This window comes from Nitrospirota bacterium (genome assembly GCA_040757595.1).
Lineage (GTDB): Bacteria > Nitrospirota > Nitrospiria > Nitrospirales > Nitrospiraceae > JBFLWP01.
The window spans coordinates 190,156-202,448 of record JBFLWP010000001.1 but is presented as its reverse complement, the minus strand read 5'-3'; the positions used below and the strand labels follow the sequence as shown (position 1 = coordinate 202,448).

At 67.8% G+C, this 12,293-nt stretch carries 14 protein-coding genes; 6 read left to right on the top strand and 8 right to left on the bottom strand.

What is annotated here, in order from left to right; all coding sequences use genetic code 11:
* Nucleotides 1-56 precede the first annotated feature (56 nt).
* The 6 genes from AB1411_01130 to AB1411_01105 all read right to left on the bottom strand — a co-directional run bounded on the left by AB1411_01130 (nucleotide 57) and on the right by AB1411_01105 (nucleotide 6,493).
* On the bottom strand, nucleotides 57-992 hold the full coding sequence (locus AB1411_01130) for an alpha/beta fold hydrolase (GenBank protein ID MEW6542193.1): 936 nt from the start codon (nucleotides 990-992) through the stop codon (nucleotides 57-59).
* Between the two features lie 27 nt (nucleotides 993-1,019).
* Nucleotides 1,020-2,843, bottom strand: a complete 1,824-nt coding sequence (gene oadA / locus AB1411_01125) for a sodium-extruding oxaloacetate decarboxylase subunit alpha (protein ID MEW6542192.1) — start codon at nucleotides 2,841-2,843, stop codon at nucleotides 1,020-1,022.
* A 158-nt stretch (nucleotides 2,844-3,001) separates the two neighbouring features.
* The gene (gene accC / locus AB1411_01120) at nucleotides 3,002-4,420 is read right to left on the bottom strand and encodes an acetyl-CoA carboxylase biotin carboxylase subunit (GenBank protein ID MEW6542191.1); all 1,419 of its coding nucleotides are present in this window, start codon (nucleotides 4,418-4,420) and stop codon (nucleotides 3,002-3,004) included.
* Nucleotides 4,421-4,648: 228 nt separating this feature from the next.
* A complete protein-coding gene (locus AB1411_01115) occupies nucleotides 4,649-5,149 on the bottom strand; it encodes an IPT/TIG domain-containing protein (protein MEW6542190.1) in 501 nt (166 codons plus the stop codon).
* A gap of 39 nt (nucleotides 5,150-5,188) precedes the next feature.
* The gene (locus tag AB1411_01110) at nucleotides 5,189-6,010 is read right to left on the bottom strand and encodes a substrate-binding domain-containing protein (GenBank protein MEW6542189.1); all 822 of its coding nucleotides are present in this window, start codon (nucleotides 6,008-6,010) and stop codon (nucleotides 5,189-5,191) included.
* A 180-nt stretch (nucleotides 6,011-6,190) separates the two neighbouring features.
* Nucleotides 6,191-6,493, bottom strand: coding sequence for a zinc ribbon domain-containing protein (locus AB1411_01105; protein ID MEW6542188.1), 303 nt, complete (start codon nucleotides 6,491-6,493; stop codon nucleotides 6,191-6,193).
* Between the two features lie 142 nt (nucleotides 6,494-6,635).
* Here AB1411_01105 and AB1411_01100 point away from each other — a divergent pair, with 142 nt between their 5' ends.
* The 4 genes from AB1411_01100 (at nucleotide 6,636) to AB1411_01085 (ending at nucleotide 8,596) form a co-directional block, all read left to right on the top strand.
* Complete coding sequence (locus AB1411_01100; protein ID MEW6542187.1) at nucleotides 6,636-6,812, top strand: hypothetical protein; 177 nt, start codon at nucleotides 6,636-6,638, stop codon at nucleotides 6,810-6,812.
* Between the two features lie 120 nt (nucleotides 6,813-6,932).
* The gene (locus AB1411_01095) at nucleotides 6,933-7,136 is read left to right on the top strand and encodes a hypothetical protein (protein MEW6542186.1); all 204 of its coding nucleotides are present in this window, start codon (nucleotides 6,933-6,935) and stop codon (nucleotides 7,134-7,136) included.
* A 108-nt stretch (nucleotides 7,137-7,244) separates the two neighbouring features.
* On the top strand, nucleotides 7,245-8,117 hold the full coding sequence (locus tag AB1411_01090) for a DMT family transporter (protein ID MEW6542185.1): 873 nt from the start codon (nucleotides 7,245-7,247) through the stop codon (nucleotides 8,115-8,117).
* Nucleotides 8,118-8,128: 11 nt separating this feature from the next.
* Complete coding sequence (locus AB1411_01085) at nucleotides 8,129-8,596, top strand: hypothetical protein (GenBank protein MEW6542184.1); 468 nt, start codon at nucleotides 8,129-8,131, stop codon at nucleotides 8,594-8,596.
* 6 nt (nucleotides 8,597-8,602) lie between these two features.
* Here the strand turns inward: AB1411_01085 and AB1411_01080 are convergent, their stop codons facing one another.
* Nucleotides 8,603-9,157, bottom strand: a complete 555-nt coding sequence (locus AB1411_01080; protein MEW6542183.1) for a DUF523 domain-containing protein — start codon at nucleotides 9,155-9,157, stop codon at nucleotides 8,603-8,605.
* A 7-nt stretch (nucleotides 9,158-9,164) separates the two neighbouring features.
* Nucleotides 9,165-10,079 carry a TIGR01777 family oxidoreductase gene (locus tag AB1411_01075; GenBank protein MEW6542182.1) on the bottom strand — a complete coding sequence of 305 codons (915 nt, stop codon included), beginning with the start codon at nucleotides 10,077-10,079 and terminating at the stop codon, nucleotides 9,165-9,167.
* 144 nt (nucleotides 10,080-10,223) lie between these two features.
* On the opposite strand from AB1411_01075, the gene hemE reads away from it, so the two are divergent.
* Both hemE and hemH read left to right on the top strand, forming a co-directional pair.
* A complete protein-coding gene (gene hemE / locus AB1411_01070) occupies nucleotides 10,224-11,249 on the top strand; it encodes a uroporphyrinogen decarboxylase (protein MEW6542181.1) in 1,026 nt (341 codons plus the stop codon).
* A 97-nt stretch (nucleotides 11,250-11,346) separates the two neighbouring features.
* Entirely contained in the window at nucleotides 11,347-12,291 is a 945-nt protein-coding gene (hemH, locus tag AB1411_01065; protein ID MEW6542180.1) for a ferrochelatase, read from the top strand.
* Nucleotides 12,292-12,293 lie beyond the last annotated feature (2 nt).

Sequence of the window (12,293 nt, the reverse complement as noted above, 5' to 3'; positions counted from 1 at the left end):
GGATTCCGGCTTGTGTCAAGGGCGCGCGCAGGCGAGTTGGTGAGCCGGCCGGTTCTTCAGTGGAGGAACCGCAGCAGGGCCGGATTCACGAGGTCCGGCCGCTCCCACTGGGGGATGTGCCCCGCTTCGGGGATCGAGGCGAAGGTGGAGCCGGGGATGGCCGCGTGCAGGTCCCAGCCGGCCTGGAGCGGGAAGACCCGGTCTTCCTTGCCCCAGATGATCAGGGTCGGCTGGCGAATCTCGCCGAACCGTTTGGCGAATCCCTCCTCCCACAGGGGCAGGCTCTTGGGCATGGCCATGATCGCGGCGATCAGCCCGGGCTGCCGCCGGTTGCGGTAGGACCGCTCGATCACGGCCGGAGTCAGGAGCGAGTGGTCGTGCACGATTTCCTTGAGCACGGACTCGGTCACGCCCCGGCCCAGCAGCCAGTTGCCGAGCCGGACGAGCCAGGTGGGCGCGCTCGTCTCCACCGACCGTTTGATGAGGGGGCTGGCCAGCCGGTCCTTGACGTGGTCGGGCAGGCCGCCGATCAGCACCAGCCGGTCCGCCCGGTCCGGGTAGGTGAGGGCCAGCCCGATGACCAGCCCGCCACCCATGGAGTTGCCGACCAGCGAGGCGCGCGGCACGCCGACGGCGTCCATGAAGCCGCGCAGGAACTCGACCATCTCGGTCGGCGTGTAGGCGATGTCCGGCTTGTCGGAGAGGCCGGAGCCCAGCAGGTCCAGCGTGATCACGCGGTGCGAGGCGGAGAGGGCGGCCTGCTGGTACTCCCACTGCCACAGGGAGCCGCCGAAGCCGTGGACGAGGATGACCGGCGGCCCGGCTCCCACGTCCAGGTAGGCGATCCGATCCCCGTTCACCATGACGGTCTTGATCGGCAGCCGCTGGATCGAATCGAACCAGAGGGGCATCTCCGGCTGGGCGGCGCAGGCGGTCAGGAAGAGCGGCATCAGGAGCGGGAAGGCCGGGAGGATGGGGAGGCGGGCGGGCATGGCTCGGCGTGCGCGCGGGGCGGGGGGCTATTCCAGTTGCACCAGCGTCTCGTCGGTTTTGACGTCCTCGCCGTCCTTGACGTAGAGCTCGACGACCGTCCCGCCGATCGGCGCCGGCACCCGGCTCTCCATCTTCATGGCTTCGATGATCAGCACCGGGTCGCCCTGCTTGACCCGGTCGCCCCTGGCGACCAGCACCTTGACGACCCGGCCCGGCATCGGGGAGGCCACGTCGCCCGGTTTGGCCGGCTTGGGCCGCTTGGGCTTCGCCGCTTTGCCCGTCTCCGGCCCCTCGGGCACCCCGGCCAGAACCTCCTGGAGCGGTTCCAGGTAGACCTCTTCCAGCTTGTCGTTGACGCGGATGTAGTAGGGCTTCCGCCCGTCGGCCTTGCGGCCCGAGCCGGAGACCTGCACGTGGAAGGTCTCGCCGTGGACGGTGACGTTGAACTCGATGGGCGCCAGGTGGAGCTCGTGCGCCACGGCCGGCCCCTTCTCCGGCGGCGGTTCCAGGGCTTCCGGCTTGAGCTCGCCCTTCTCCCGCTCCTCGAAGAACTGGCGCGCGGCCGGGGGGAAGAGGGCGAAGGACAGCAGGTCCTCGGGGGAGGAGACCTTGCCGGCCAGCTCCTGCCTCGCCTTGTCCAGCTCGGGCTCCAGCCGGTCGGCCGGCCGCCCCTTGATCGGCTCCTCGTCCCCGATGGCCCGGGCCGCGATCTCCGCGCAGACCGGACCGGGGGGCCGCCCGTAGAGGCCCAGGAAGTAGTTCTTGGTTTCGTTCGTGATGACCTTGTACCGTTCGCCGGTCACCACGTTGAGCGTGGCCTGGGTGCCCACGATCTGGCTGGTCGGGGTGACGAGCGGGGGATAGCCCATCTCCTGCCGCACGCGCGGCACCTCGTCGAGCACCTGCTTCATCTTGTCCAGCGCCTGCTGCTCGGCGAGCTGCGCGGCCAGGTTCGAGAGCATGCCGCCCGGAATCTGGGAGGTCAGGATCTCCGCGTCCACACCGGTGAAGTCGCTCTCGAACTGATGGTACTTCCTCCGGACGCCGCGGAAGTGGTCGGCGATCGGCGCGAGGCTGGGCAGCTCCAGCCCCGTGTCGTAGGGGGTGTTCCGCAGGGCGGCGACGAGCGTCTCCGTGGGCGGGTGGGAGGTGCCGCCGGCCAGGGGGGAGATCGCCGTGTCCAGGATGTCCAGCCCGGCCAGCACCGCCATGAGGGCCGACATGGAGGCCATCCCCGAGGTGTAGTGGCTGTGCAGGTGGACGGGCGTCCGGACCGCTTCCTTCAGCTTTTTGACGAGCCGGTAGGCGTCGGCCGGGGCCAGCAGCCCGGCCATGTCCTTGATGCAGAGGGTGTCGGTGCCGAGGTCCTCCAGCCTCTTGGCCAGGTCCACGAAGCGGTCGAGGCTGTGGACCGGGCTGACCGTGTAACAGATGGAGGCCTCGACGTGCTTGCCGCAGGCCCGCACCTCGCCGATGGCCCGCTCCATGTTCCGCACGTCGTTGAGCGCGTCGAAGATCCGGAACACGTCGATGCCGTTGGCGGCCGCCCGCTCGACGAACCGCTCGACCACGTCGTCCGCGTAGTGCCGGTAGCCGACGACGTTCTGCCCGCGCAGGAGCATCTGGAGCCTGGTGTTCGGCATGGCCGCCCGCAGGGCCCGGAGCCGTTCCCAGGGGTCCTCCTTCAGGAAGCGGAGGCAGGTGTCGAAGGTGGCCCCGCCCCAGACCTCCAGCGACCAGAAGCCGACCGCATCCAACTTCTGGGCGATCGGCAGCATGTCCTCGGTCCGCATGCGCGTGGCCAGCAGGGACTGGTGCCCGTCGCGCAGGGCGACGTCCGTGATCAGCAGCCGCTTGCCAGGGGCCGCCTCGACGCCGAAGCCCGGGCCGCCGGGACGAGCCTTGGCCGCGGTGAGCGATCGATTAGGTCGTGCCGTCCGATGGGTGACGCGTGACGGTTTCCCTCTTTTCTCCTTACGCCTCACGTTTCACGTCTCACGTTTCACGGTTAGAGTCCCTCATACGCGGCGATGGCCGCGGAGACGGCCAGCACCAGGTCCTCCGGCTCGAAGTGCTCGTCGTACCGGAACAGCTCCGGATGCGCGTCCAGGTAGGCGGTGTCGAACCGCCCGGCCCGGAAGTCCGGCTCCTCCATGATCCGCATGAGGAACGGGATCGTGGTTTTCACGCCGCGCAGCACGTACTCCTCCAGCGACCGGTGCATCCGGCTGACGGTCTCCTCCCAGGTCCGGCCCCGCACCGTGAGCTTGGCCAGCAGCCCGTCGTAGTAGGGCGGCACCGTGTAGTCCTTGTAGACGGCCCCGTCGATGCGCACGCCGATCCCGCCCGGCGACAGGTAGGCGGTCACCGTGCCGGTGGAGGGCCGGAAGTTGTTCCGCGGGTCCTCGGCGTTGATCCGGCACTGGATGGCGTGGCCCTGGAGCGTGACGTCCTCCTGCCGGATGTCCAGCGGCTGCCCGGCGGCGATCGCGATCTGCGACCGGACGATGTCCACGGCGGTGATCTGCTCGGTCACTGTGTGCTCCACCTGGATGCGCGGGTTCATCTCGATGAAGTAGTAGCGGCCCTCCCGGTCGAGGAGGAATTCCACGGTGCCGGCGTTGTCGTAGGCCACCGCGCGGGCGACGGCGGTGGCGGACTCGCCCATCTCGGCCCGCAAGGTCGGCGTCAGGACCAGCGACGGGGCGATCTCGATCAGCTTCTGGTGGCGCCGCTGGATCGAGCAGTCCCGCTCGCCCAGGTGGACGATGTTGCCGTGGCGGTCCGCCAGGATCTGGAACTCGATGTGGTGGGGCCGCTCGATGTACTTCTCGATGAACAGGCTCCCGTCCCCGAACGCGGCCTGGGCCTCGCGGGCCGAGGTCTCCATGCTGGCGCGGAGCTCCTCGTCGGAGTGGACCACCCGCAGCCCGCGCCCGCCTCCGCCGGCGCTGGCCTTGATCATGACCGGGTAGCCGGCGGCGCGGCTGAAGGCCAGGGCGTCGTCCTCGGTCTTGACCGCGTCGTCCGTCCCCGGGACGATCGGGACGCCGACCTGCTTGGCCAGCTCCCGGGCCTTGACCTTGCTGCCCATCAGGTGGATCGCCCTCGGCGACGGGCCGATGAAGGTGATGCCCGCGGCCTGGCACAGGTGGGCGAACTGGGCGTTTTCGGCGAGGAAGCCGTAGCCCGGGTGGATCGCGTCGGCCTGGATCCGCTGGGCCAGGTCCACGATCTGCCGCCCGTCCAGGAACCCCTTCACCGGGCCTGGCCCGACCAGGTAGGCCTCGTTCGCCTTCTTGACGTAAATGCCGGTCGAGTCGGCTTCGGAATAGATCGCGGCCGTCGCGATGTTGAGCTCGCGGCAGGCGCGGATGATCCGCATCGCGATCTCGCCTCGGTTGGCAACCAAAATCTTCTTGAACATCGTGGTCTTAGGCCTCAACGTCCGTCCGAGAATCCGCGTAAGGTAGCACACCGCTGTCGGGCTTGTCGAGGGTGGGAGAGGTGCGCGGCGCGAGGCACGGGGCGGAAGCGACGGAGCGGACGGACAAGGCGGGATTCGGTGGAGACCGGCGCAGGAGCGAAGGGCGAGGGAAGCTAGGGTTCGGGGAGGCGGACCCCTAGCCTCTCGCCCATCGCCTCGCGCCACCGATTATTTCGACTTGATCAGGAAGCCTTTGGACCGGGAGGTCCCGCCTCCGGCGACGACGTCGATGAACGACATGCCGGCTCGGGCCTCGGGCACGATCACCTCGATCGTCGTCTCGTTGACGAAGGTGTATTTCACGGGCGCGCTTCCGGTGGCGCTGAACGCCACGCCGTGAAAGCACTCTTTCGTGCCGAAGTTCTCGCCCTTGATGACGACCTTGTCGCCGGGCTTGGCTTCGTCCGGCTCGACTTTGAGGATCTTCGGTCTCCTGCTCCGGTCGCAGACCGGGTCCTTTTCGACCTTGGAGGCGTCGAACCCCTTGATGGACTCCGTGCCGAACAGGCTGTACCCGGAGCCCTCGACCATTTCCCCTTCGGGGGCCTTTCCTGCCGGCGCTTTTCCCTCCGCGGCTTGCCCCTCCGCCGCCCGCGCGACGCTCACCGGCGCGGCCGCGAGGCCTGCGCACACCGCCAACACCATGAGGACCGAGAACTGCTTGTGCATGGGCGCCTCCTTAGGACGATGGAACGATAAGAACGGATGTCACGGCTTCTGACTGAACGGAATGTACACTTCGTCCACGATCTTCTGCCCCTCCGGCGACAGGGCGAAGGCCAGGAAGGCCTCGACCGACGGGGTCGGCTCCTTTCCGGTCAGCAGGAGCACGGGCCGGCGCAGTTGATAGCGGCCGTCCTTCACGGGCGGCTCTTCCGGCTCCACCTTGTCGATCGGCAGCAGGCGAACCGCGGCGCCGGTCTTCACGGCGTCGAGGGCCGGCTGGAGCGACATGTAGGTCACGGCGGAGAGCGGCGGCAGCGTGCCGGCCACGGTCCTGGTGGCCTTCTCGTCCGGCCCGATCACCTTGGTCGAGTCCGGAATCTTCCCGTCGAGGCCGAAGTACCGCTCGAACGTGTCGCGAATGTTGCTTTGGCGCGGCCGGTCGATGAGCAGGATGCGCGTCTCCGGCCCGCCCAGCTCGGACCAGTACTTGATCTTGCCGGAGAAGATGTCGGCGACCTGCTGTTTCGTGACCTCCTTGGTGTGGTTCGAAAGGTTGACCATGATGGCGATGCCGTCCCAGGCGATCTGCGTGGCTTTCAAATCCGGGTGGGGCGTTCCGGTGACCGCGACCTGGGCCTGGCCGGACTTGACGAGCTCGACCGGCTTGACCGTCTTTTCCCACTGGATGTCCACGTAGGCGCGCGGGTTGGCTTTCTGGAAGGCTTGCGCCAGCCGCTCGATCACGGACAGCTCCGGCCCGTTGCCGGCGACGGCCACCCCGCCGGAGACCTCCGCCGCGGCGGGTGCGGCCAGGCACAGCCAACCAGCCAGGGCCAGTCCTAACGCAAGAACCCCTTTCGTCATCATGGAGCCTCCGACCGGGGTGCGGCGGAGGCCGGCATCTTCCCGGAAATCGGACAAGACTGCGGAAAACGGCGACGAAACCAACATGAACCGCGAAGACCGCGCAGCAACGAGCGTATAGGTATGATCAACCAGGGAGGGGGCAAAGTCAAGGGAAGCGGAACGGGGGCCGGCCGGACGTTACGAGCTCTCTCCGCCGCCGGAGTCGGAGGTCACGTTCGGCTGCGGCGTGGCGCGCTTGCCGGAGAGCGGGGGCAGTTTCGAGAACTTGTTCATCCGCTCGTTGAGCATGTCGTAGGCTTTCATCTCCTTGAACCCCGGCTTGTGGTCGCCGACGACCTTGGAGGCGAAGGACGACATCAGCCTGGTTGCCCTGGTTGCGCGGCAGTTGGGACACTCCGTGTCCTCCGCCTTGAAGCTGACCGGCTGCACGACCTCGAACTGATTGCCGCAGCCTTCGCACCGATACTCATAGAGGGGCATCGCGCACCTTGCCTTGTGCCAATCCGGAACCGGTGGCGGAATTATAACTGAAAACCGCGGCGGATGCGACCCCCTGGCGCTTGACCGGCACGCAGGCGGTCGAGTATGTTAGCCGGGGCCGTCAACGAGAAAGAGGGAGGATATGCCGCTTTTGCTTCGGAAGTACAAGTTGGCCAGTGGGATGGTTCGGGAGGAACGGATCGATGACCCGGACCGGATCGAGCGGTACATGAAGCTGTTCGAGAAGGAAGACGTCAAGAAGCTCGAGGCCGGCCAACGGGTGTTCATCGAGAAGGACGAGTGGCAGCTCCTGCCGTAAAAAACCGTGACGTGTGACGCGAGACACGTGATGGGCAGTGTTTCGTCGCCGTTCCCTCCTCTTGGTCGTTAAGCCCACCACCAGCTTTTCTCACACGTCACGCATCGCGCGCCACGGCCCATGATCTACTGGCTCCACATCGCGCGGTCCATTGACCGGACGACGCTCCACCGCGAGCGGTGCTCGGAAGTTCCGTCCCACTTCGTCCGGACGGATTTCTGGGAGGGGGGCTGGTTCGACTACCCGAACAAGGAGCGGGCCCTGGCGGCGATGGAACAGTCCGGGACCTCCGATCAACGGATGTGCCCGCTGTGCAAACCCTAAGGAATGTGATGCGTGATCGGTGAACGGTGATGGGTAGGAGAAAGGATTCGCTTACCTCTTCTTGATCACTCATCACCCATCACGCGTCACGCATCACGGTCGTTTGGCATGCCCCAGCTCGCCGTCCTGTTGAGCACGTTGATCTGGGGCGCGACCTTTCCCGCCACCAAAGCCGCGCTGGAGCAGATCCCCCCCTTCTCGTTTCTCTTTTTGCGGTTCCTCCTCGGGCTGCTGCTGACGGTTGCGGTGCTGCTCGTCCTGTCGCGCTGGCGGCTCCGGTCCGACCGGGCGACCTTGCAGGCCGGACTCGTCGCCTCCCTGTTCTGGACCGCCGGCTACGTGCTTCAGACCCTGGGGCTGCAGCACACGAGCGCGTCGAACTCCGCGTTCATCACGGTCCTATACGTGGTGTTGGTCCCGCTGTTCCTCCGGCGGTTCGGGGGCATGATCTGGCTCTCGGCCGGACTGGCGCTCGGCGGCCTCTGGCTGCTGGTGGAGCCGTCCGCCTCGATGAACCTCGGGGATCTGCTGACCCTGGGCTGCGCGGCCGCCTTCGCGGGCCACATCTGCTGCCTGGAGTCCTACACGAGGCGGGTCGAGCCGATTCCCCTGTTCCTGTGGCAGATGATCGCGATCACCGGCGCGACGGGCCTCGCCATGCTGGTCGAGGCGCCGGGCGCGGCCCAGTTGGCGCCGACGCCGGTGCTGCTGGCCGCGCTGGCCGTCACCGGCCTGCTGGCGACCGGCGCGTTCGCCGTGCAGATTTGGGCGCAGCGGCTGATCTCCGCCCAGCGGATCGCGCTGTTCTTCTCCCTGGAGCCGGCCTTCGCGGCCTGGCTGGCCTGGTACTTCCTGGGCGAGCACCTCTCCTCCAAGGCCTGGATCGGGAGCGGATTGATTCTCGTGGCCATGCTGGTCGGCGGGATGAGAAGCACCGGGCCGGGCGAGGCCGGCGCGACGGTGGCGTCGCCCGCCCACTGATTGGAAGCCCGATGGCGCAGAAGTTCGGCAACGGCCGGTGGGTGAAGGAGGGGTTCCTGGACAACCGGGTGGCCGGCCACGTGGTCGGGCGGATCACGTTCGCCGGGGTGGGCCCGGTGGACTTCTATCTGAAGGGAGACTGCCGGGGGGAGATCGCGGGCAAGGCGATCCGGCTCCGCAACGGCGGGTTTCTCGACGAAGAGCTGGCCGCGCAGGTCTTGGCGGATTTCGAGGCGCCGCAGGTCGGGGAGGTGAGCCTCATCTCGTTCGATCCGCACCCGATGTTGTCGCCGCACCCGTATATCGAATGGTTCTCGACCCGCAAGAACCACTACCGGATCGAGCTCAAGGCGGGGGACGCCTGGATCCTGACCGACCAGGAGGCGGCCGAGCTGGACGGGGAAAGCGATCGGATCAGGAAGGAGTTGAGCGGGCTGGTCCGTCCGACCAGGGAGCGGTCGGATTCCGACTGGGTCTAAGCGCGTTCATTTCCGGGCCCGTGACCAGTGGTACCGGGCCGCCCGTTCCAAAAACGTCTGCAGAGCGCGGGGATCGTGCAGCCTCTGTTCTTCCTCCACGGGGATCAGAGGAAACCGCTCCATAAAAGCCCGCGCGAAGAGGCCGATTCCGTCACGCGTCTCCGTTCCCTGATCGTCGAAGAGAGGAACTCCCGCGAGACCGCAACTCGGCGAGCCGCTCTTGAAGACGAAGCCGGAGAGGCCCAGGGCTTCCAGCTCGCCGAGCCGCCGGTGCGCAAAGCGGGACATCGCCTCCGTGTGGTCCACCGCCGTGTCGATCGTGACGAGGCGGGGCGCGCGGGAATCGCCGACCAGTTGCAGCGGCTCGCGAGGAGTGCCCAGTCCGACTTCCACTTCGGGGCACACCGGAACCCATTCCACCCGCCGCCCGAGGGTCTCGATCAGGAACCGGTCCAGTTTGTGCCCCCCGTCGTAGCGGACCGCGTCGCCGAGCAGGCAGCGGCTGACGCCGATGCGGAGGACCGGACCATCGGCAAGGCGGTCTTGCTCTTGGGGCGCCATCACCCGCTCAACGGGAAAGGATGTCTCCGAGGGCCGGCTCCAGCGTCGAGTAACGGAACTGGTAGCCGCCGCGCACGGCGGCTGCCGGTTCCACGCGGGGGCCGGTGGTCAGCAGGGTTGCCAATTCCCCGATGGCCAGGGTCAGGACGAATCGCGGGACCGGCAGCCAGGAAGGCCGGTGGAGGACTCGCCCGAGTGTGCGGCAGAACTCGATCATGGTCACGGCTCCGGGGGCGACGCCGTTGACCGCTCCCGCGACGGTCCGATCGCGCAGGATCCATTGGATGAGCCCGACGAGGTCAGTCCGGTGAATCCAGGACATCCATTGCGTCCCCGGCGCGACGGGCCCGCCGAGGAACAGCCGGAAGGGAAGGAGCATCCGGGGCAGGGCGCCTCCGTCCTCGCCGAGGACCATGCCGGTCCGGAGCCGCACCACCCGCAGGCCGAGCGATTCGGCCTGTCGAGCCTCCCGCTCCCAGGCCACGCAGAGGTCCGCGAGGAAGCCGGATCCGGCCGGCGTCTCTTCGGTCATCGGCCGGGAATCGCCGGGACCATAGTAGCCGATGGCGGAGGCGTTCAGCAGTAGGGGCGGCCTGATGATGAGCGAGCCGAGGGCCTCGACCAGCAGCCTGGTGCTCCCGATGCGGCTGTCGCGCAGGAGCCGCTTGCGCGCCGCCGTCCAGCGGGCCTCGGCGATCGGCTCGCCGGCCAGGTTGACGACCGCGTCGGCTCCGTCCAGGACCCGCTCCCAGGCGCCGCGCGTGCGGGCGTCCCAGCCGACCGCGTCAGCGGATGGTCCCAGGAGGCGGGCGGCCTTCCCCGGGTTCCGGGAGAGGACCGTGACCCGATGCCCGTCCTGGGCCAGGCTCCGGCAGAGCGTGCGGCCGATGAAGCCGGTCCCGCCGGCGATGACGATGTTCATGGAGCGGGATTATACGAGCGAGCGGGCACCCGTTGCATCCCCGGATGCTGGCCGGCAGGGAAAGCGGAAGCCGGTCGGCCTCATTTGACACCTTCGACAGCCACTCACTACAATGCCGCTCGAACGAACCTTTCGGGAGACCGCATGAACGACCGTTTTCTGAGAGCCTGCCGCCGGGAGCCGGTGGACTGCACGCCGGTCTGGTTCATGCGCCAGGCCGGCCGATACATGAAGGAGTATCAGGCGGTCCGGGCGAAACACTCGATTCTGGAGGTCTGCAAGACGCCCGAGCTCGCCGCGCAGGTCACGCTGCAGCCGGTGGAGCGGTTCCCGCTGGACGCCGCCATCATCTTCGCGGACATCCTCCTGCCGCTGGAGGCGATGGGGCTCTCGCTGGAATTCGCGGAGGGGGAGGGGCCGGTCATCCACAATCCGGTGCGTGACCGGGCCGCCGTCGAGCGACTCGCGGTGACGGACGGGGAGGAGCTGGGCTACGTGGCGGAGGCAGTCCGCCAGGCGAGGCTGGCCCTGGCCGGACGGGTGCCGCTCATCGGGTTCGCCGGCGCTCCGTTCACCCTCGCCAGCTATGCGATCGAAGGCGGCGGCTCCCGCAACTACGTCCTGACCAAGCAATTCATGTACCGGGAGCCGGAGGCCTGGCATCGGCTGCTGGACAAGCTGGCCCGGGTCGTGACCGGCTACCTGCGCCGCCAGGTCGGGGCGGGCGCCCAGGCCGTTCAACTGTTCGACAGTTGGGTCGGGTGCCTCTCGCCGAACGACTATGCGGAATACGTGTTGCCCCACGTCCGGCTGATCTTCGAGGGGCTGAAGCGGGAGCGGGTGCCCCTGATCCATTTCGGAACCGGCACTGCCGCGCTGCTCGCGCTCATGCGCGAGGCGGGCGGAGACGTGATCGGGCTGGACTGGCGCGTCCAGTTGGACGAGGCCTGGGCCGCGCTGGGCCACGACGTGGCGGTGCAGGGAAACCTGGACCCGGTCGTGCTCTTCGCCCCGCTGCACGAGATCGAGCGGCGAGTGGAGGACATCCTCACGCGCGCGGGCGGGCGGCCAGGACACGTGTTCAACCTCGGCCACGGGATCCTGCCGAACACGCCGGTCGAAGGGGTGGCGGCGGCGGTGGACCTGGTCCACAAATTGAGCCAACGCTAGAGGGCGTGAAAGGTGAGACGTTAGACGTGAGAGGTCGTTGGTTCAGTAGCCTCTGTTCGTCTCACGCCTGACCTTTCACGTCTTACGAGGAGTCAAGATGCCGGGACCGCAGAGACCGATCGCCGTGTTGCTGATGGCCATGGGGGGACCGGACTCCCTGGAGAACGTGGAGCCGTACCTGCTGGACGTGCGCGGCGGCCGCGCCACCCCTCCCGAGCTGGTGAAAGAGATTCGCGAGCGCTACCGCCTCACGGGCGGCAAGTCGCCGGTGCTGGGGATCACGCGCGAGGTGGCGCGGAAGCTCGAGCAGAAACTCAACGGGCCGGGCGGGGAGCGGTTCCGGGTGTACGTCGGGCTGCGGCACTGGCATCCCTACATCAAGGAGGCCTACGCCGAGCTGCTGGACGACCGGCCGGAACGACTGATCGGCCTCTGCATGGCCCCCCAGTATTCCTCGATGAGCATCGGGGCCTACGTCAAGAAAGTGGAAGAGGCGCGGGCCGAGCTGGGCGGGGACTTCCCGGTCAGCTACGTGCAGAGCTGGCACAAGCATCCCGGACTGGTCAAGGCCCTGGCCGAGAACGTCGCGGCCGGACTCCAGAAGTTTCCCGCCGAGGTGCGCGCCAGGGTGCCCGTCATCTTTACGGCGCACAGCCTGCCGGAGCGCATCCTGCAGATGAAGGACCCCTATCCGGAAGAGGTCCGGGGAACCATGGACGCCGTCTGCGCGCAACTGGGCTCCGTGACCGCACGGTTCGCCTTCCAGAGCCAGGGACGCTCCGGCGAGAAGTGGCTGGGCCCGACCGTGGAGGCCGCGATCGAGGAGTTGAGCCGGGAGGGGCACAAGCACGTCCTCGTCGCCCCGATCGGCTTCCTCTCGGACCACGTCGAGATCCTCTACGACGTGGACATCGAGTTCAAGAAGCTGGCCGAGTCCCTCGGGATGAAACTGGAGCGCATCCCCATGCTCAACGCGAGCGCCGCGCTGGTCGAGACGCTGGCGTCCGTCCTGGAAGAACACCTCGCGTCGCCGGTCGGTTGATT